Source organism: Solwaraspora sp. WMMD792 (assembly GCF_029626105.1).
GTDB lineage: Bacteria > Actinomycetota > Actinomycetes > Mycobacteriales > Micromonosporaceae > Micromonospora_E.
Genome location: NZ_JARUBH010000009.1, coordinates 5,281,892 through 5,300,216, shown reverse-complemented (window position 1 = coordinate 5,300,216; position 18,325 = coordinate 5,281,892). Strand labels below are relative to the sequence as shown.

At 67.8% G+C, this 18,325-nt stretch carries 20 protein-coding genes; 9 read left to right on the top strand and 11 right to left on the bottom strand.

The genetic code is table 11. The features are described from left to right. Positions 1 to 16 precede the first annotated feature (16 nt). The 9 genes from O7629_RS24730 to O7629_RS24690 form a co-directional block, all read right to left on the bottom strand. Positions 17 to 1,219 carry a DegT/DnrJ/EryC1/StrS family aminotransferase gene (locus O7629_RS24730; RefSeq protein ID WP_278172133.1) on the bottom strand — a complete coding sequence of 401 codons (1,203 nt, stop codon included), beginning with the start codon at positions 1,217 to 1,219 and terminating at the stop codon, positions 17 to 19. Further along, positions 1,216 to 1,608 (bottom strand): AraC family ligand binding domain-containing protein, encoded by a 393-nt coding sequence (locus tag O7629_RS24725; protein ID WP_278172131.1) that lies wholly within the window; start codon positions 1,606 to 1,608, stop codon positions 1,216 to 1,218. The genes O7629_RS24730 and O7629_RS24725 overlap by 4 nt, the downstream gene beginning before the upstream one ends. A gap of 29 nt (positions 1,609 to 1,637) precedes the next feature. Then, entirely contained in the window at positions 1,638 to 2,570 is a 933-nt protein-coding gene (locus tag O7629_RS24720) for an aminoglycoside phosphotransferase family protein (RefSeq protein WP_278172130.1), read from the bottom strand. Next, positions 2,567 to 3,550, bottom strand: a complete 984-nt coding sequence (locus O7629_RS24715) for a Gfo/Idh/MocA family oxidoreductase (RefSeq protein WP_278172129.1) — start codon at positions 3,548 to 3,550, stop codon at positions 2,567 to 2,569. Before O7629_RS24715 ends, O7629_RS24720 begins: the two co-directional genes overlap by 4 nt. Continuing rightward, positions 3,547 to 4,179: an AAA family ATPase gene (locus O7629_RS24710; RefSeq protein WP_278172127.1), complete on the bottom strand. Its 633-nt coding sequence runs from the start codon at positions 4,177 to 4,179 to the stop codon at positions 3,547 to 3,549. Before O7629_RS24710 ends, O7629_RS24715 begins: the two co-directional genes overlap by 4 nt. Next, on the bottom strand, positions 4,163 to 5,713 hold the full coding sequence (locus O7629_RS24705) for a glycosyltransferase family 2 protein (RefSeq protein WP_278172126.1): 1,551 nt from the start codon (positions 5,711 to 5,713) through the stop codon (positions 4,163 to 4,165). Before O7629_RS24705 ends, O7629_RS24710 begins: the two co-directional genes overlap by 17 nt. Then, on the bottom strand, positions 5,710 to 6,621 hold the full coding sequence (locus O7629_RS24700) for a glycosyltransferase family 8 protein (protein ID WP_278172124.1): 912 nt from the start codon (positions 6,619 to 6,621) through the stop codon (positions 5,710 to 5,712). The genes O7629_RS24705 and O7629_RS24700 overlap by 4 nt, the downstream gene beginning before the upstream one ends. Then, on the bottom strand, positions 6,618 to 6,797 hold the full coding sequence (locus O7629_RS24695) for a hypothetical protein (RefSeq protein ID WP_278172123.1): 180 nt from the start codon (positions 6,795 to 6,797) through the stop codon (positions 6,618 to 6,620). The genes O7629_RS24700 and O7629_RS24695 overlap by 4 nt, the downstream gene beginning before the upstream one ends. Positions 6,798 to 7,466: 669 nt before the next feature. Beyond that, positions 7,467 to 7,640: a hypothetical protein gene (locus tag O7629_RS24690; RefSeq protein WP_278172122.1), complete on the bottom strand. Its 174-nt coding sequence runs from the start codon at positions 7,638 to 7,640 to the stop codon at positions 7,467 to 7,469. A gap of 686 nt (positions 7,641 to 8,326) precedes the next feature. Between O7629_RS24690 and O7629_RS24685 the strand changes: the two genes are divergently transcribed. The 3 genes from O7629_RS24685 to O7629_RS24675 all read left to right on the top strand — a co-directional run bounded on the left by O7629_RS24685 (position 8,327) and on the right by O7629_RS24675 (position 11,036). Further along, positions 8,327 to 9,205: a helix-turn-helix transcriptional regulator gene (locus O7629_RS24685; protein ID WP_278172121.1), complete on the top strand. Its 879-nt coding sequence runs from the start codon at positions 8,327 to 8,329 to the stop codon at positions 9,203 to 9,205. Beyond that, positions 9,205 to 9,405, top strand: coding sequence for a DUF397 domain-containing protein (locus tag O7629_RS24680; RefSeq protein ID WP_278172120.1), 201 nt, complete (start codon positions 9,205 to 9,207; stop codon positions 9,403 to 9,405). Before O7629_RS24685 ends, O7629_RS24680 begins: the two co-directional genes overlap by 1 nt. A gap of 335 nt (positions 9,406 to 9,740) precedes the next feature. Then, a complete protein-coding gene (locus O7629_RS24675; protein ID WP_278172119.1) occupies positions 9,741 to 11,036 on the top strand; it encodes a hypothetical protein in 1,296 nt (431 codons plus the stop codon). A 43-nt stretch (positions 11,037 to 11,079) separates the two neighbouring features. Here O7629_RS24675 and O7629_RS24670 read toward each other — a convergent pair whose 3' ends face one another. Then, positions 11,080 to 11,394, bottom strand: a complete 315-nt coding sequence (locus O7629_RS24670; RefSeq protein ID WP_278172118.1) for an MTH1187 family thiamine-binding protein — start codon at positions 11,392 to 11,394, stop codon at positions 11,080 to 11,082. A gap of 229 nt (positions 11,395 to 11,623) precedes the next feature. Beyond that, the gene (locus tag O7629_RS24665; protein WP_278172116.1) at positions 11,624 to 12,349 is read right to left on the bottom strand and encodes a DUF2637 domain-containing protein; all 726 of its coding nucleotides are present in this window, start codon (positions 12,347 to 12,349) and stop codon (positions 11,624 to 11,626) included. Between the two features lie 148 nt (positions 12,350 to 12,497). On the opposite strand from O7629_RS24665, the gene O7629_RS24660 reads away from it, so the two are divergent. The 6 genes from O7629_RS24660 to O7629_RS24635 all read left to right on the top strand — a co-directional run bounded on the left by O7629_RS24660 (position 12,498) and on the right by O7629_RS24635 (position 18,303). After that, the gene (locus O7629_RS24660) at positions 12,498 to 13,559 is read left to right on the top strand and encodes a tyrosine-type recombinase/integrase (RefSeq protein WP_278172114.1); all 1,062 of its coding nucleotides are present in this window, start codon (positions 12,498 to 12,500) and stop codon (positions 13,557 to 13,559) included. Continuing rightward, positions 13,556 to 15,865, top strand: coding sequence for a tyrosine-type recombinase/integrase (locus tag O7629_RS24655; protein WP_278172112.1), 2,310 nt, complete (start codon positions 13,556 to 13,558; stop codon positions 15,863 to 15,865). The genes O7629_RS24660 and O7629_RS24655 overlap by 4 nt, the downstream gene beginning before the upstream one ends. Further along, positions 15,852 to 16,253, top strand: a complete 402-nt coding sequence (locus O7629_RS24650; protein WP_278172111.1) for a DUF6262 family protein — start codon at positions 15,852 to 15,854, stop codon at positions 16,251 to 16,253. The genes O7629_RS24655 and O7629_RS24650 overlap by 14 nt, the downstream gene beginning before the upstream one ends. Further along, positions 16,253 to 16,651: a hypothetical protein gene (locus O7629_RS24645; protein WP_278172110.1), complete on the top strand. Its 399-nt coding sequence runs from the start codon at positions 16,253 to 16,255 to the stop codon at positions 16,649 to 16,651. The genes O7629_RS24650 and O7629_RS24645 overlap by 1 nt, the downstream gene beginning before the upstream one ends. Then, positions 16,648 to 17,130, top strand: coding sequence for a hypothetical protein (locus tag O7629_RS24640; protein WP_278172109.1), 483 nt, complete (start codon positions 16,648 to 16,650; stop codon positions 17,128 to 17,130). Before O7629_RS24645 ends, O7629_RS24640 begins: the two co-directional genes overlap by 4 nt. 690 nt (positions 17,131 to 17,820) lie before the next feature. Then, positions 17,821 to 18,303, top strand: coding sequence for a hypothetical protein (locus tag O7629_RS24635; RefSeq protein WP_278172108.1), 483 nt, complete (start codon positions 17,821 to 17,823; stop codon positions 18,301 to 18,303). Positions 18,304 to 18,325: the final 22 nt, after the last annotated feature.

Genomic DNA, 18,325 nt, shown 5'->3' with positions numbered 1-18,325 from the left:
CTCCTGGAGCGATGAGTCAGGGATGGTGAGTCAGCACGTGAGCCAGGGCCTGGCCGACCTGGGCCATGTATTCATCGGCGGCCACGGTGGGGATTTTGAGGATGAGGGTGCTGCGGCGTGCTTGCCGGTAGTGGGGGAACGCGCCGGGGTCTGGGGGCCGCCATGGGCTGTGTTGTAGGTGTGGCCAGTAGCGGTGGAGCAGCGCCGGGGTGTTCAGCAGCGGGCTGGCCAGCCAGTCCGGGTAGATGCGCCGCACGGGGATGCCTTGCGCGGCGAAGGCTTCATGCAGCGCTTCAGCGTCGGCGCCGGGCTGAAGAAGCCGTAGTGGGGTGCCGTACCAGCCTCGGACGCCGCCCGGGCCAGGGTCGGGCACGGCGATCGGGGCGGCGCGGTCGTGCAGTACGTCACGCAGGATCGCGAGGTTTGCCTCGGAGGCCGCCATGCGTTGTGGCAGGCTCGCCAGCTGCTGCCGGGCGATGACCGCCGACAGAGCCGGCATCCGGTATTTGTGTGCTGCGCCGGTGTCGGCGGTCGCCACCAGTTCGGGCAGGGTCAGCTCGGCCTGCAGGCGGTGAGGATGATGCCCGAGGCTCATCGCCCGTTCGTAGACGGCCTGGTCGTTGGTGGTCAGGATGCCGCCCTCGCCGCCGGAGACCGACTTGGCCTCCTGCAAGCTGAAGCATCCGGCGGTGCCCCAGGAGCCGACCGGCCGGCCGGCGTGGCGTGCCCCGTGGGCGTGGGAGCAGTCCTCGACCACGGGGACTGCGGCGACTGCGGTCAGTGTGTCCACGGCGGCGGGCAGGCCCCAGGCGTGCGTGACGAGCACCGCGCTGACGTCGCCCGATTCCGTGAGCGCGCATGTGTCGAGGTTGGCCGACTCGGCCGCGACGTCGGCAAATACCGGGAAGCTCCCGGCCTGGAACGCGGCGGTGATCGGCGAGATCCACGTCATCGGTGACATGAGCACGCCGGCGTCGGGACGGGCACCGACCGCGTGTAGGGCGGCCTTGAGTGAGGCGGTGCCGGAGTTGAACGACAACGCGAAGGCGGTGCCGGCTAGGGCGGCGAAGGCGTCCTCGATTGAGGCGGTCGCCGGGCCTCGGGTGGTCTCCGACAGGTGTCCGGTGTCGAGCAGTTGCAAGACGGCTGCACGCTCGGCTGGTCCGTACTTCGGCTGCTTCGGGAACGGAAGTTTGACTAGCGGAGCGACGGCGGTCATCGCCGCCCGCCTGCGGCGACGACCCGTACGGCGTGTTTGATCGCGTCGTGTTCGGTGCGGTGCAGGTGTGCGCCGCTGCCGCCTGGGGCCGGTGGCAGGGACAGCCAGAACACGCGCAGCTCTTCGGCGACGGCGATCACATCGTGGTCCAGTCCGGCGGCGGTGAAGATGATGTCTCCGGCCGTGATGTGATGCTGCTCGTCGCCGACCTGGACCGTGCCGGTTCCTGCGGCGACGAGCCAGAACTCGTCGAAATCGTGGTAGTGGCGGTCGAAGGTGGCGGTGCCGTCGGAGCGGATGACGAACATCCCAGCTGATTGGACCGGGCAGCCCGGCGGTCTGCTGTCCGGGGTGATCCGCTGGCGGGCAGCGGTGTGGATGACGGTCATGCGGTTCCCTTTCACTTCGGTGGTGCGGGTCAGATGGCCACGCGCGGGATCGCGCGCGGAGCTTCGTGGTCGAGGTCGTCGAGGTCGGCGGCCAACTGCGCGGCGCGCAGGCGTACCGTTTGTGGGTTGCCCTGGCTGGCGTGCCAATGCAGCAAGGAAGTGGCGATACGCAGGCGGTATACGGTGAGGCGGTAGCGGATCTGCAGGCTCGGCGGTTGGTCGAAGTAGCCGTCGAACAGCGCGGTGGTCAACTCGGGCGGCTCCTGCAGCGACCAGCCCGCCAGGTCGGTCAGCGGGTCGGCTCCGCGCACGCTCTCCAGGTCGACAAGTCCGGTGACCCGGCCGGCGTCGGCGATGACGTGCCGTGCGGCCCAGTCGCCGTGGACCAGTCGCGCGGCAACACCGTCGCAGTTCCTGGCGTGCTGTATCAGGGCGCGGCGCGTCCGGACCTCCAGCGCCGGCAAGCTGACGCCGGCGATCCGCGAAGGAATCGCGCAGGTGCGGCCGCCGAGTAGCCAGCTGCGCATCGACGGATGTCGGCCGTGTCCGTCGGCGTCGAGCTTCCCGAACCCGTCGACCGCGGTTGCGTGGACGCGGCGTAGCAGCCGGCCGACCTGCCGGGCGACGGCAGTATCTGCGGCGGCCAGGTTTACGTCGCCCGCCGGATCGGCGAGCGGCAACCCAGGGCACCGGGTCTCGACGCAGCTGTGCTGGTCGAACCAGAGAATGCGGGGCACGGGGACGCCTGCCGCCGCGAGGGTGGCGCTCGCCCAGGCCGCGACGTCGTACCGTGCGGCCTGGTGCCGGCTTAGTTTGATCATCACCGGGCCGTGGGCGGTGGTTGCCGAGTAGAGCCGGTTGTCCGCGCCGCCGCACAACAGGGTCAGCCCGACCCGGTCGGCTGCCGGCTCTGCCCTGGCCAGCGCGGCACGAGCTGCGGTGTAGGAGTCGCTGCCGATCATGACCGTTCCCAGGCCGGGGCGACCGGGGCCGGGCGGCCGGTGCGCGCCGAGGTCAGCGCAGCGTCGAGTAAAGCGATCGGGGCCAGCGGTGGCGGTGCGGCGGTTCCGGCGTGCAGCGCGTCGACCATCGCGTCGATGCACAGCCGGTATCCCGGTGGTGTGTCCGGCAGGTGGATCGGGCGATCGCTGTCCTGACGGCCGGCGCAGGCGGTGACGGTGCCCGCGCCGTCCCAACGGGCTGCGAATTCGTGTGCTTCGACCCGCCAGATTCCATTCGCCGGGGTGCGCAGCTGCGGCCCGGTGTACCCGACGCGGTAGCTGGCGAGAGAACCGTCCGCGAATGTGACGATCATGGTGGCGAGGCCGCCGTGAGGGCCGACGAACCCGATCGGCGTCTCGGTACAGCAGACCTGCACCGCAGGTGCCGGCACCAGCTCGCTCAGCTGGTCGAACGCGTGCACGGCTAGGTCGGTGGTCACCGGCAAACTTGTCTTGCTGCGAAACCCGGGGTCGGGCAGGCTGACCAGGACGTCTCCGGTAACCATGAGCGGTCCCTCCGTAGCCTGGCGCAGCAGGTCCCGGAACTGCAGGAACTGGCCGTCGCGGGCACGGTTGCGCATCACTGCGAGCAGCAGGCCGCGCTCGGCGGCCATCCCGGCCAGCATGCTGGCATCGGCGAGGCTGGTGGCCAGCGGCTTTTCGGACAGCACATGCAGTCCTGCCGCCAGAGCGCTGCGCGACACGGCGGCGTGCAACGCCGGTGGCGTGAGATTGACCGCCACCTCGGCGTCAACGGCGGCGAGGGCGGCCGCCAGGTCGGGGAACCACCGCGTTGCCACGCCGGGATGCCGAAGATCCAGCCGTTGTGCGGCCGTGGCGTCGGGATCCACGAACGCGGTGACGCGGACGCGGGGATCGGCGCTGAGCGTCCGAAGCCACCGCGAGGCGATCGCGCCGCAGCCGATGATGACCGTGTTCACGTCGTCGCCTCGACCGCCGCTGGGGCTTGCCCTCGCGCGACGCGAGCACGCAACCGCTCGGCCTGCTCGGCGACGGCCGAGGTGAGGTCATCGAGTCCACCGGCGCTGTCGAAGCGGATCACCGTCGGGGAGATCGGACCGGAAAAATAGGCGTTGAACCCCGCTGCGAAAGGCGGCGCGTAGAAGATGCGAGGCATCGCAGTCCGCCGGGCTGCCCGCTGTTCGATGACCTTGGCCGGGGCGTGCAGCAGCACCGTCATGTCCGGCACCACGATCGAGCTGGCCAGCACCAAGGCGCGACCGGCGGCGTCGGTGTCGAAACCGCGAAGGCGGCCCACGGCGTGGGAGTGAGCGAGCAGCGTGTCAACTGTCCGGTCGAGGATGACGTCCCGGCCCTGATCGTGAGCCTGGATCGCCAGTCGTCGCCGCTGCGCCTCGATGTCGAGAAAGGCTGCCAGCGCGGCCATCTGTTCGTCTGCGGTCGTCGCCGATGGGGCGGGAAGCTGGCTGGGGTCGGCGGCACAGTGGTAGTAGCAGGGAATCACCAGCGGGTTGTGCAGCCGCTGGGCGAGTTGGGCCGACAGCGTGGTCTTGCCAGTACAGCTCACCCCCTCAATCCCGATGATCACGGCTATCCTCCTCGGACGGTGGGACCGTTGTGTTGCGCCGGTTTGTTTTCGGCGACAGCGCGCCGTCGCCTCGGGTAATCCGGTCCGCCACCGCAGCGATCGGGCCGGTGGAGCGCAGCAGGTAGGCGGCGAGAACCTCGATGGACTCGCTGGCCTGCTGCCGCACGGTCAGGTGCCGGCCCTCGGCACCGGCGAGCATCCGCACGGGGGTGACTGTGCCCAGCCACAACGCCGCAGCGGCCAGGACTCGCACCGGTGGGCGGAACCGGCCGGCGGCCAGCACGAGGCACGCCGCGGTAGCGGGACCGGCGGCGAGCCACGCCAGCCCCCGGTAGGCCGCCACGGTTAGTACGGCCGCGTGTTCGGCGGTGGTCCCGACGGCATCGGCGCGCGCCCGCGCTGCGCACCGGGGGTAATCCAGGTAGTTCTGGAACCAGCGTCGTCCCTGGGCGATAAGGTCGCGCACGTCCTCCGGTGCGTCGGCGACCGCCAGTCCTGGCACGCAGTCCACTGGGATGCCTTCGACTGTCAGGCGGTATCCGAACGGCAGATCGTCCAGGACTGTGTAAGTCGGCAGGCCACCAAGCCGGGCAAAGACATCACAACGCACCAGCAGCCCGTGGCCGACTGTCTGGGCAAGGCCCCGCATCGCCGCATCCAGCAGCGGCACGCCTGTGACACGCCGGGTCGCCCACGCGAACCGGCGGAAACTGGGGACCTCGCGGCGCAGCGTCCACAGCGTCTGCACCCGGGCCGCGCCGCGACAGATGGCCCGGTCGGCCCAGCTCGGACCGGTGCCAGCGGTCGTGAACCGGGCAGACTGCTGTACTACGGCCGGAAGTTGCCCATCGGCGCTGGCCCGTTCGGCGATGAACGCCAGAGTGCGCCGCATCAGGCTTTCACGAGGGCGGGAGTCGACATCGTAGACAGCGATGTAGCCGACCGCATCGTTCCCTAGGCTGGCTGCGGCGTGGTTGACCTGGGCTGCCTTGCGGCCGTCCCCGTCGAACTGGACATGACGCACGTGCGCTGGCCGCAGCAGCCGGTCGAGTTCCTCCTCAACGACGTGCGCGGTCAACGGAAAACGCTGAAGGACCTCCCTAGCCGCAGCCTCGGTCAGCACCCCGCTTTGGGCCTTGGCTGCGGCATCCACCAGATCGTGCAGCTCCGCGTCACACAACTGGGGAAACCGGACCGGGGTGATCGACTGCGCATGGCAGCCCGTCAACAACCGGATCATGTGTTCTCGCTCGCGCTGCTCCCGGCCGGTGCTGACAATGGTGAGCGTCGAGCCGGAGAACTGGTCCAACAGCGGAACGAACCACTCCAGCGCCGGGCGGATGTGGGGCTGCTCGCGCAACACTGGGATGACGACGTGGATCGGAATCGTGGGCACGCCGTCGCCGTCAGCTGGCCTGGCTACGGTGGCGAACTTGAGGGTGCTCCGTAGGTTGAGGGCACCGATGGTGTGCCGAGTCAACACTGCGGTCGCCAGCCAGAATTCCGGCCGTCGCCACAGACTCCGGCCGCTCATCGGCTTGCTTCTGAAGTGGCGAGCAGGAAAGACCGGTAGCGCTGCAGCGCCGGGCCGGCCGGGTAGCCGGGAAGCCACGGCTTGTCGCTGCCCGCGAAGTGGAGCACGGCCGCGGTGTGCTCGTCGTCGAGCAGTTGCGCAAGCGGCATCACCGGCTCGGTGTCGGTGTGGACGAAGCCGGGCTGGTCGACCAAGGGGGAAAGCACGAAGGTGTTCCACCGGCGGTCCAGCCGCAGCCACTGATCGTCAGCCGCCACGTTGAGTGCGTCCTGATCCCAGAGTCGTACCTCGTCCGGGAAGTCGGCCAGGAACTGGGCCGCCCGCTCGAACAGCCCCGTCCTGCGGCACTGCCCGAGGTCCATCAGCATGACGCCGGAGTTGAAGTAGTCCCGCCCAGCGGGTACGCCCAGGCGCCTCCATCCGGGCAGGGCGATCCCGCCGCCAACCAGCGGATTTCGCGGGTCACGCACCGCCGCCAGCGCCGCTCCGTGTAGTGGCCGGCGCAGTAGCGGCCGCAGATCGGCGACTGCGAGCACGTCGGCGTCAAGGTAGAGGATCACACCATCGAGATCGAGAAGCTCGGCGAGCTGCAGGCGGAGATAGACCGCCGGGCTGACCCAGCCGGACACAGGTCCGCGCGCAGTGATGCCATCGGCGGCGACGAGCCGGATCGTTAGGCCAAGCTCGTCGGCGACGCGGGTCAACGCCGTTCGGCTGCCCTGGCTCAGCCGGTGATGCACGACCAACAGGTGCAGCTCGCCGACGCCGTCGGGGTGTGCGGCGGCCAGCGAGCGCATCAACGCCTGCAATGGCGTGGCGTAGCCGTCATCGATCGCGCAGACGATGGGCGGCAGGGGCGCATGGCCGTTCGATGCCGCAGGAGGGGGTGGGGAAAAGACAGTGGTCATAGTGCGCCTTTCGTCGCAGAGCTGGTGCCCCGCTGCGCCTGTACGAGAATTTTCGACAGTGATTCGACGATCGCCTCACTCTGGTCGATTCGCAAATAGAACGACTGTCGACCTTCGAAATCACCCAACTCCAGCCTGATGAAGTCGGTCGGCTGCGGGTCCTCCGGATAGCGCACCAGTTGGACTGTCACCTCCGTGCCGGGCTTCTTCGGTGGCGGGTTGCATATGTACTGGCGGCTCCAGTGGGCCGGTGGCGCCGACGTGGGGTGAAACTCGGCTGGACCGGCGACGGTGCACTGGTCTGGATCACACCACACCGGGTGGCCCAGGCCGTCTGAAGCCGCTGGGGCGAGTCTGTCCAAGATGTGACCCTTTCTAATGCTGAAGTGGTGCTGGAGGCAGTAGGTCACACCACGATTGGAGTACCGGTAGATGTGGGGCGGATGGTGTGTGGACGACGCGGTAGCGACGGATCAGTAACGCCACCGTCGATCCCCACGTCGCGCGGCATGACATGTCGCGGGAGAAGTGAATCAACCGCAGTCCCGCCGCCAGGACCAAGAACGAAGGTCACCAGAACTGCGAGTCCTGAACTTGTGTCGACGACGCCCGGCCGCCACTGGCCAGTGCGGGGTGCCCATACCCAAACCGGATCGTTCTTGCGGTAGGTTCCAGCGTCCGCGATTTGATCGGGCCGGCGCTGATTCGGGTCAATATCGGGGAAAGGGGACGACATCATCGCTCCTCAGCCGCTGTGCTATTGGTCGATCAAGGGGAAGTTCGGCGGACACCGCCCGTGGCCTGCCCGCCGCCACGCCCTCCCCGGCAGCGACGGCGGGCAGGAGTCAGATCCGCCAGATGAAAGCCAGTTCCTCCGGTACCGCCCCGACCCGCACGGCTACCAAGGCCAGCATGAACAGCCCGGCAGCCTCCGTTGGATCAAACACACTCTCGATCGGGAGCAGTCCGCTGTCGTCCAGCGCGTTGTATGTCTGCCGTTCCACCGCCTCCGCGTCCACGGAACTCAGCCGACAGCCGCAGGGAGAGCGATAGCACCGCCTGCCACCGATCGATTCCAGGGGTCGCAAAGAGAGGTCACAGGAATCGCAGACCAAAAGTCCGTTGAGTGGGTAGGACCGGTCTACGCGAGCCGGGTCGCCCACCCGCGCAGGAGGATCTCCAGCCGGTGATCCCTGACCTGGCTTCGACTTCGTGGCCAGGGGGCGGCGGCCGAGCCCCGGTGGCGTCGATAGCTGCAGCGGGGAGACCACGGCTGCGGCTTCGACGTGACTGGCGGTCGCTGGTACAGCCAGCCTCAACCCACGGCGTTCCGCGCGGTCGGGTACCCAGGAAGCAACGGGGACAGCGTGAAGATGGCGAGCTGCTTCCGCATGCATGTTGCCTCCACCGAACTCGACCGGATATGTGCTCGGCACGCAGCCGATTGACGCACTTCAGAGTGATCGCCATCAACCATCGCGTGCCGTATGTCCACGATCACGGACAGTCCTAGACTGAGCAACGCTGACTTGACAGGAGGCTTGGCAGGAGACTTACCAGGAGACAAGCCGCTGACCTGCCGGTTTGCTTGAAATCCGCTCCGTCAGTCCGGAAACATGCGTCGGAGCCGGGCTACGCTCTTGCCGCACACGATGTGCACCAGCACCACGTAACCTGCTGCCTTCCTGTCGTACGGAGGTATCCCGTGATCAGTCCGTACGTCCGCCGCCGGAGACTTGCGGCCGAGTTGACGCGGCTGCGCGAGGAGCATGCATACTCCTCTGACAAGCTGGCAAAAACTATCGGGGTCGCGCGTCAGCGGATTAGCCGCCTGGAAAATGGACATGTCGCACCTGATCTCGACGAGATCATGCGCATCCTGGCAGCTCTCGATGTCGGAGAAAAGCGCTGGACGCAGATCATGACCATCGCGCGCGAGGCTCAAGAAAAAGGATGGTGGGAGAAGTTCGCTAAAGAGATGGGACCGCGCCAGGCGCTATACGCCAATCTCGAAGCCGGAGCCCGCCGCATCAACGAGTATCAGATGACGCTGCTGCCTGGCCTACTTCAGATCCCGGCCTTCACCGAGGTCCGGGCACGAGCCGACCGCGCCACCTATTCCGCCGACTTCGACCCAGCCCGCGCACTGGAAGCCCGCGCCGCCCGGCAAAGGGTTCTGGAGCGACCGGGGGGACCGATCTACGAGGTGATCGTAGATGAGCTAGCAATCCGTCGGTTCGCCGCACCACCCGATGTGGTCCGCGCCCAACTTGACCACCTCGTTGACGTCGGACACCACCGCAAGCAGGTCACCATCCGGATTCTCCCGCTGTCGGCCTCGATCGAAGGATATGCGGTGCCCCGTTCGCCGTTCTTCACCTATCGCTATCCCGACCATGACGATCCAGTCGTTGTCGCCGTCGACACCGTCACCTCGGATCTCGTCCTCACGGATCCCACTGAGGTCAACAAATATCTAGATCTCTACCGGCGGTTACAGGAAGCGGCGATGACATCCGCAGACAGCAGAGACTTCCTCGCCGAGGTGGCAGAGGGCTTGGTTCATATGGCAGGGAGCAGATGATGAACTTCACCATTTTCACCAACTGGCGTAAGTCAAGTCGAAGCGGAGGCGGAGACAACTGCGTCGAAGTCGCGTTCGCCGCGACCAGCGTCGTCGGCGTTCGCGACTCAAAGAACCTCACCGGTCCGATCTTGGCGTTCACCGCAGCCGAGTGGCGCGCGTTCACTCATGGCGTTCGCCTGGGCGAGTTCGACAGGTAGGAGGTGGGCTGATCAAGCACGACGAGGCTGCACCACGCGTCCCCAAGGGAATCCGCAGGGGGCGCGTGGCTCCCGGCCTCCCTCGGCCTCCCTCGACCCCGTAAGTCTGGAGCCGTGCTGAGCCACGCAATATGCTGACGACAGCGCCGTGCCGGCCGAGGTGGCCGTGACGTGGCGGCACCGAGAGCATCGAACCGGGGGAGGGCGCCATGCCGCCTCAACCACCACGGCGGAAGCACTCCGCTTCAGGCCTTGACCGTGACGCCCAGCAACCGAACGACCTCCTACGTGACGCCCGTCTGGGATGTCAGTCGCCGTCCGGATCTTCCCGCCCGATGTCTCGCCAGGAGTTGGCTGAGGCCGTCAACAACTACCTCTGGGACAAGCACCGGCGCCGCGTCGCCTTGGACGACACCTACGTCGGCAAACTTGAACGCGGCCGGCACCGATGGCCACAAGCTCTTTACCGCGAAGCATTTCGTGCCGTCCTCGGGGTGGCAAGCGATAAAGAGCTTGGCTTCTACATCGTTCGCGCCTCCTCGTCTCCACTCCCGAACCGGACACCCGGAAATGGTTCGTCTGCGGGTCTGGCACTGAGTTTGGTTTCGTCAGAACTGAGCGCAAGGCGCGACCAGGAAAACCGTGTCTCTTCAGGTGGCACTGCGCCCTACTTGCTGCCTGAGCCAGACAAGATGCTTCAAGCGATTGAGGCGGCAAATGGCGAAGGGCTGCTGTATGCGGATCGCCTATCTCGATTGCAGGAGAAGGTTCGCGAACATGCAGTCAATGTTGCCACAATGGCGCCTGCGGACATGATCCGCCACATCACGCCGGATCTGATCGACGCAAATATGATGCTTCGATATGCCCGGAACGTGGATGACGTTCAAGTGCTGAACGGCGTAATCGCCCGCTTCTCTGCCGTAGTCGCCGACGAATTCAGCGTGCTGGGAGACACCAAGCAAGCCTACTCCTGGTACGCCACGGCGATGGCCGCCGCCGATCAGTCCGGCGCAACGCAGCTGCAGGCTGCAGTTCGGGCACTCAGCGCGATGGTGCCGCTCTACAACGGACGGCAGGCAGATGCTGTGCGCCTCGCCCAGCAGGCACAACAGATCGCGAACATGAAGCCGTGCTTCCCTGTGGCGCTGGCATCGATGTTGGAAGCGCTCGCACGTGCCCGGCTTGGCGACCACGGCGAGGCGCGCGTCGCGCTTCGCCGAGCCCAAGATTCACACGACGTACTGAACGAGACAGACCGTGCCGAATCGTTCTTCGGATTTTCCCTGCGCCGACGCCTGTTCTACGAAGGGCGAGTGCGCACGATGGTCGGTGAGTATGATGCGGCACAAGAAACCCATCGACAAGCCCGGCAGCTCTACTCTCCACAAGTGGTTGGCGATCCCGCGATTATGAGCCTCGACCGGGCTATGGCGCTGATTGAGACCAATGAGCCCGAAGCCGGTTCGCAACTAATTGTCGAGACGTTATCGAGCCTGCCCGTCAATCATCGGCAAGGAATCTTCCTTTCCCTCGCCAATCGCGTCTTTGCTGCAACCCCAACTGCAGTGCGTAACCTACCAGGGCCACGAGAATGCGCAGAACTCCTAGATGGAATGTCAAATTCTTAGCGGGTAGGCTGCGCTGCGCCGGCGCGCCGACACTACGGTCTTCTCACTCGCCGACGCCTTCGCTGAGGTACTGTTCCACCGCCTCGACCTTTCCGGTAAGCGCCCCAGAAACACCCGGTCGGTAATCGACCTTCACTACCGTACTCACCCGTGGCGCCAACGCGGCCACAGCCTCCACCGCCTGCTTGACCACTCCCATGACCTCATCCCACGTATCCCCCTCGACCAACGTGAACATCGCATCGGTCTGGTTCGGCAAGCCCGAGGCCCGGACCACACGGATGCCCTCAGCGACGATCCGACCCACGTCCTCGCCTACGCCCAACGGTGTCACCGAGAACGCCACCAGCACGGACATAGCCACTCCCTCCGCTGTGCCTCCGACTGCCCGCCCAGCGTAGAGCAGCGGGTCCCTGAACCCCATAGATCACGAACAAGCTTCCCCCTGTAACCCGAGCGCACGACACCGTTCCCTTCGTGTTTCGCCAGCCCCGGGGCACCAGACCAGCGTGGACCAGAGTTGGCGACCGTCCGGAAGCTAAACCCGCACCACCACGAGTGAAGTGCTTCGACCGCTCGGTCGCAGTTCAGGACACCGTCGCCGTACCGCCCACAGCATCAGGGCCGGGTCCTGCCGTCTCCTGCTCTGACCTGAGCACCTTCATCAGCAGTGACGCACGTTCATTGGACACACCATGACCGTCCTTGCGGAGCGCGTCTGCCAGCCTCTCCCGCGACAGCGGACGTCCCGCACTCGCCAGAGCCGCGCCAGCGGCCCTGGCGGCTGGAAGCAAATGCGCCACGGCCCGCGCATCGGCCGAGGCCGTCGTCGCTGCTGTCCCGGACGGCTGCTCACCGCCCGGCCGGTCAGCCGGACCGACTCCGGCCGGCCCTGCGCGGCCGGCCTGTTCGCCTTTCGTTGTCCCGGACGGCTGGTCGCCGGCAGAGGAGGCCGGTGGAACCGTCCCCAGAACAGTGGGACGATCGGCGGACGTCCGCTGATCGTCCGGGACGGTCCGCTGACCGTCCTCGCCGTGGTCGATCATGCTGAACAGCAGCTTCACTGCGATGAGCATCGACAGCGCGGGCCAGCCGGCCAGGATCTTGCCGATCACGCTCTCGCCGCCGACCGCGATGTTCGCGGCCAGGCTCGCGGCGGTGCCGACCACCAAGGCGATCCACGGCAACCATCCCGTCCGCCGTCCCGCGCGGCGCTGCACCACCATGTACAGGGCGGCGACGATCTCCAGCCCGTCGACGCTGATCGGGAACGCGAACGCCTTCCATCCGTGCTGGTCGTGCTCGGTCGCCATTATCCGGAGCTTGGCCCGTGCCGTCTTTGATGTCTTCGTCGTTGGTTGGGCAGTGCCAGGAGCCCGTGATGGACGCTTGGTGGTGGTGTGTCCATGACGGGGGTTTTGGGTGCGGGTGCAGCGGCTGCGTGCGTCGGAGACAGGTGCCGTGTCGTACACGGTGGTCGGGGCGGACGGGTTGCCGGTCGAGGCCGTGGAGGCGTTCCTGGCGCATCTGAGCGTGGTGGGTCGTTCGCCGAACACGGTCGCGGCGTACGCGCACGATTTGCGGGACTTCGTGGAGTGGCTGGGCCAGGCCGGGCTGGACTTCCGGAGGCTGAGCTTGGAGGAGTTGACCGGGTTCTTCGGCTGGCTGGCGCGGCCGGTGCCGGCGCGGACGCCGGGGGTGTTCATGTTGCCGGGCACGCCGTCGGCGGTGGAGCCGGCGACGCTGCTGCGTAAGCGGGCGGCGCTGGCCAGTTTTTACCGGTTCCACGCCCGGCGGGATGGCTCGGTGCCGGCGTTGCTCGGCGAGTTGGTGGGGCCACGGGCGACCGGTCCGTTCGTGCCGATGCTGGCGCATACCCGCCGGGGTCGGCTGGGTGCGCAGGCGTACAGCCCGGTGCGGATTCCGTTTGCCCGCAAGCCGCCGGTGGAGTTGCCGGAGGGTCAGGTAGCGCGGCTGGTTGCTGCCTGTCCACGTCGCCGCGATCGGTTCCTGCTGGTCTTGTTGGATCAGACCGGGTTGCGGCTGGGTGAGGCGCTGGGGCTGCGGCACGCGGATCTGCGGCTGCGCGCCGGGGAGGTCGCGGTGGTGCCGCGCGAGGACAACGTCAATGGGGCACGGGTGAAGGGGTTGAAGGCGCGGGTGGTGCCCGCGCCGCTGGTGGTGTTCGACGCGTACGCCGACTATATGGAGGCGGAGTACGGGACGTTGGACTGCGACTTCGTGTTCGTGAATCTGTTCCGCCCGCCGTTGGGTGTGCCGATGACCGCTGACAGCGTGGCCAAGCTGGTGGCCCGGCTGCGGGCGCGGACCGGGATCGCCGGGTTCTCGCCGCATGTCCTGCGGCATGGGTACGCGACGAGGCTGCTGCGGGCCGGGGTGCCGGTCGAGGTGGTCGCCGGGTTGCTCGGCCATGCCAGCGCTACCACCACGTCGCAGACCTACAGCCACCTGACGGTAGAGGATCATCGTCGGGCCTTGATCGCCGCCGGGGTGCTGGTGTGACGGGCCGCGAGCCGGCCGGCGCTGGTGCGTTGGAGCGGGTTGGGCTGCTGGAGCGGCTGATGCGGGCAGTGCGGCCGGAGTTCCGCGCTGATGTGTTCCGCCCAGGCCGCGACGACGCGGTGTTCGTGCGTGGGGAGTGCCGGCTGGTCAACTGCCTCAACATGGTGGGACATCCGGTGCGAGGGCTGTGCGACAGTCACTACCAGAGGTGGCTGCACGATCCGCACCGGGGCGGGTGGGAGGACTGGCTGGCAGCCGAGGACGAACGGCTGCTGCGTCGCAGTGTCGCGCCGGTCTGCGGGGTGTCGGGCTGCAACCGGTCGACGACGCAGAATGGTCTGTGTCAGCGGCACCACCGCCAGTGGGCGAGGCGGGGTCGCCCCGAGCAGACGGCGTGGCTCGCTCAGGTTGACTACACGCCGACCGAGTTCGGGGAGGCCGACTGCCAGTTCCCCGGCTGTCCTCGGTGGGCGGAGAGCGCGGCGATGCCGTACTGCCATCACCACTACGCGCGGTGGAAGGTGGCGGGGCGGCCGGATATGGCCGGCTGGTACGCGGAGGTAGCCCGCGAGGCTGTCGAGCGGCAGGTCCCGCACGTGAAGCTGGGTCGGCTGGGCCGACATGCGCGTCTGGAGGTGCAGTACGGGCTGCAGTGCCGTCACGACGAGGCCGTCAAGCGTACCCCGATGTTGCAGGTGACCACTGCGGTCAAGCACATCGTCGACGCCAGCGTGACCAGCCTGCTGGATCTGGACGAGCCGGGTTGGCGGAAAATCTTCGGCGCGGGCCGCCGCATCCCATGTGGGCAGCGCGACTACGCGTCAGTGTCGCTACGGTTCGTGCTGGACACCCGGATGCGGCTGATCCAATTGCTCATCGCCGACGACCCGTGGGCCGACCAGTACCCCCGCGACACGTGGGACCTTCGGCTGTTGGGTATCCCAGCGGGCCAACCGCGTCTCATGCACTTCGGAGGGATCCCGCAGCCGTGGCTACGGGACGTGGCCAAACGGTGGTGTCGGTGGCGGCTCGCCCGTGGCGTCAAGGCGTCCACGGTCGCCCGCAACGCGATCGGCGTGGCGTGTTTCGGCCGGCACCTCGCCGCCCATGCCGGCTCGGAGACGCGGCCGGCCGACCTGACCCGGGAACGTATCGAGTCGTGGCTGCCCACCGTGGCGGTGCGAGACCACGTCGGGGCGCTGTCGGTGTTCCTGCGCGACGTGCACCGCCACGACTGGCTGCCCGACCTTCCGGCGGGCGCGTTCGTGTTCACCGATGACGCCCCGCCTCCCAGACCGGCCAAGCCCCGCTTCATCAGCGAGCACCTGATGCGGCAGTTGGAAGCTGAGTCCAACCTCGCGCTGTTCGACGGCGACGACGCCCGCCTGGTCACCCGCATCCTCATCAACTGCGGGCTGCGGCTCAAAGACGCCCGCCGGCTGCCGTTCGACTGCGTGGTGCGGGACAACACCGGAGCCGGCTACCTGGCATGGGTCAACCACAAGATCCGCGAGAGGGTCGCGTTCTTCCCGATCAGTGACACCCTCGCCGGGCAGATCGCCGACCAGCAGCGGCGGGTGTTGGACCGCTATCCGGCCGGCTGCCGGTGGCTGTTCCCGGCCCGTAAGGTCAACCTCAACGGCAGCCGACCGATGCCGGACATCTCCTACCGCGACTACCTCAACACCTGGCTACGGCGCATCCGGCTCGTCGACGAGCACGACCGGCCCACCTCGGTGACTCCGCACCAGTTCCGACACACCGTCGCCACCAGGCTCATCAACGCCGACGTGCCGCTGCACATCGTGCAGCAACTACTCGACCACATGTCCCGGGAGATGACCGCTGTCTACGCCCGGCTGCATAACAAGACCCTGCGCCGGCACTGGGAAAACGCGGTCAAGGTCAACGCCGACGGGCAGACCACCGCGATCCCCGCCGACCATCCCCTCGCCGACGCCGCGTGGATGCGACTGTCCATGGTCCGCGCGAAGGTGACCCTGCCCAACGGCTACTGCGGCGCCCCGGTGCAGACCGACTGCGAGTACGCCAACCCGTGCCTGGACTGCCGGTTCTTCATCACCACCACCGACTTCCTCGACCAGCACCGCCGCCAACGCGACGAAACCACCAAACTCATCAACGACGCGCAGCGCTCCGGCCTGGCCCGCATCGCTGAACGAAACCGGCGCACCCTGGGCAAGCTCGACGCCATCATCGACGCGCTGGAAACCTCGCAGCCGGGGCAGATCGTGGCCGGCGGCGTCGTGGAAGACCTCGGGGAGAGCCTGGATGCCGCCGGCTGACCACGCCACCGCCCTCACCCGGGCCGCGCGCCTGCGGGCCGAACAGGCCCGTGCCCGCGCCGAGAAGGCTCTGGCCGCCGCCGGTCGCACCGGCCGCCCCGCCACCGTCGCCGGCCTTGCCCACGCCGCAGGAGTGTCCCGGTCCTGGCTCTACACCCAACCCGATCTCATCGACGCCATCCGGCAACTCCAGCAACGCCATCCCGCCCCCGAGCGCACCGGCCCGCAACCGGCCAGCACCACGTCGCTGCGGCACCGGCTCGACACCGCGCTGGCACGCATCAAGCAACTCCGCGCCGACAACGCCGACCTGACCCGACAACTGGAGACCGCGCACGGCGAGATCCGGCGTCTGCGCCACACACCCGCGCCGGCGAGGGAGCCGTGATGTTCATCTACCGACTGACCGAGCCCATCGACGTCTTCGATGGGCTCACTCCACTGCCGGACTGGCTCAACGGCGCCTCCCCACACGCAACCCAGTGGGCGCTGCAAGCCGTCCTCGCCCTCGCCGACGCCGCACCCGACATCGGCTGGCACGGGCGACATGCGCCACCTGCCCTCCGTCGGCGTCATCCCGGACCCGCCCGCCGTCACCGCCTACCTGGTCGTCAACAGGACGACAACGGCACCACCTTCATCGTCACCGCCAGCGACACCACATGGCTGGACAGCCACGCCGCCGCATCCGCGCACGTCGACCCCCGCGCCATCGGCACCTGGACCCACCCGGCCTTCGACGACATCAACATCCCGAACACCCCGCAGACGAGGCAGGACCTATGAGCATCGCCAGTCGAGTCGAAGACGCCGAACACCTGTGGGCAGCAGGCCGGCGCGAGGGCGCGCTGACGATCGCTCTCATCGCGTTCGCCGCGACGGCCCGACGGCTACACCCGAAGCCAGCATCCGACCGGGCCGCGTTCGAGAAGCTGTATCAGGACAGCATGACCGTCCACCTTGAGATTGCGTTCCGCGGCAAGCCCTGGCCCGTGGAGACGATCCTCTACAAATGGCTGCGCTGCGAACTGGTTCACGAAGGCGGCCTCCCCGTTGACGTGGAGTTCACCGACGACGGCGACGGCCCCATGCCGATGATCCGTGCCGGCGGCCCACCCGATTACAAGCTGCTACTCGGCAACGGCTGGTACGACTTCCTGATCAAGACCGTGGTCGCACACCCCATCAACGCCGACCACTTCCCCTGGCGGGAAGACTGGCTCCAGACGGCACGGGCCGCTCGAACTCCTCACCCACCGTCCTGAACCCAGCGATCAAACCCCACCGCCGCGAGCCAACCCGCCGACGCCCACCTGGCCCGTCATGGACATGTCCACGACGCGAAAGCCCTGGTAAACCCGCGCACCAGGTCACAAGCTCCAGATAACGACGAGCTCGTGCATGTGCGCGAACGAGATCGTTCCCGCGACGACGGCCAGCCCCGCGACGCACACCACGGTCACGGCCGTCAGGATCCGATCCGTACGGCTCCTCACCACGACCACCCACTTTCGGCCTCGGCCTCGGTCGTGAGCAGCCGCAGCGCGGACAACAACGGCGACGCGTTCCGCACCGTCATCGCGATGTCGCTGTCACCGTGCTGGATGTGGAGATAGGTCTCGCACGGCCACGGGGCGACAGCCTGCGTCAGATACGCCTTCCCGGCCTGCGGCGCGAGGGCTATCGCCGTGGTCAGATCGAGACGGACCGGTGCCGACCGGTGCCGCCCTGCGGCACCGGGGCGGTAGCCCTTGCCGGACAGCGCAGCCGCGTCAGCTGTGCATCGGGCGCGGTCACACCAGGCAGGATGCCGCTGGTCAGGACTGGTTTCGGTAGATCCAAGATTCTTCTGGCTTCTTACGCTCACTGACTACCGTAAAGAGTCAATGCGCTCGCGGCTTGCAGCGAATGCGCGAACTTCTGCCCGACGACGTGGCCATAGGGGGGCGAAGCCAGTGAACGAATCTGACCTGACCTCAGCGTTCATCGAGGTCCGAGCGGCCGCCGCGCCGCCGCACCGGCTGACCCCACAAGCCCTGATCGCCGCCGGGCAGCGGGCACGCCGCCGCCGTCGGATCGCCGCGACGGCCGGCAGCGGACTGGCCGTGCTCGTGGTCGTGACGCTCGGCATCGGCACGGTGAACGCGTTGTCATCCGGTCGGCACGAGGCTCCGATCGAACCGGGCTACTCGTCGCCGACCGCCGTACCGGAGCAGCCGGCGACCGCCCCGCCGGTCCCGCCCTCCACCCCGGCACCGGACCGCCCGCCGACGTCGACCCCGTCCACCCCGCCTCGCTCGCCGGCCTCGGCCCCTCCTGGCCCGGCAATCGACGCCTCTTCGTCGGCCGACCCGGCGCTGCCGGTGGAAGTGGAGCCGGGTGTCTCGTCAACGGCGGAGGAGCCACTGGCCGACCCGCCGAGCGCGTCGCCTCGCTGACCCTGCGGACAACTCCGCCGAC

Bases quoted from the DNA above. Each gene is read 5' to 3' on its own strand.
- O7629_RS24665 (WP_278172116.1), bottom strand. From the start codon at position 12,349: ATGGCGACCGAGCACGACCAGCACGGATGGAAGGCGTTCGCGTTCCCG.
- O7629_RS24645 (WP_278172110.1), top strand. From the start codon at position 16,253: ATGTTCATCTACCGACTGACCGAGCCCATCGACGTCTTCGATGGGCTC.
- O7629_RS24705 (WP_278172126.1), bottom strand. From the start codon at position 5,713: ATGAGCGGCCGGAGTCTGTGGCGACGGCCGGAATTCTGGCTGGCGACC.
- O7629_RS24720 (WP_278172130.1), bottom strand. From the start codon at position 2,570: ATGATCGGCAGCGACTCCTACACCGCAGCTCGTGCCGCGCTGGCCAGG.
- O7629_RS24650 (WP_278172111.1), top strand. From the start codon at position 15,852: ATGCCGCCGGCTGACCACGCCACCGCCCTCACCCGGGCCGCGCGCCTG.
- O7629_RS24680 (WP_278172120.1), top strand. From the start codon at position 9,205: ATGAACTTCACCATTTTCACCAACTGGCGTAAGTCAAGTCGAAGCGGA.
- O7629_RS24700 (WP_278172124.1), bottom strand. From the start codon at position 6,621: ATGACCACTGTCTTTTCCCCACCCCCTCCTGCGGCATCGAACGGCCAT.
- O7629_RS24725 (WP_278172131.1), bottom strand. From the start codon at position 1,608: ATGACCGTCATCCACACCGCTGCCCGCCAGCGGATCACCCCGGACAGC.
- O7629_RS24730 (WP_278172133.1), bottom strand. From the start codon at position 1,219: ATGACCGCCGTCGCTCCGCTAGTCAAACTTCCGTTCCCGAAGCAGCCG.
- O7629_RS24640 (WP_278172109.1), top strand. From the start codon at position 16,648: ATGAGCATCGCCAGTCGAGTCGAAGACGCCGAACACCTGTGGGCAGCA.
- O7629_RS24670 (WP_278172118.1), bottom strand. From the start codon at position 11,394: ATGTCCGTGCTGGTGGCGTTCTCGGTGACACCGTTGGGCGTAGGCGAG.
- O7629_RS24675 (WP_278172119.1), top strand. From the start codon at position 9,741: ATGTCTCGCCAGGAGTTGGCTGAGGCCGTCAACAACTACCTCTGGGAC.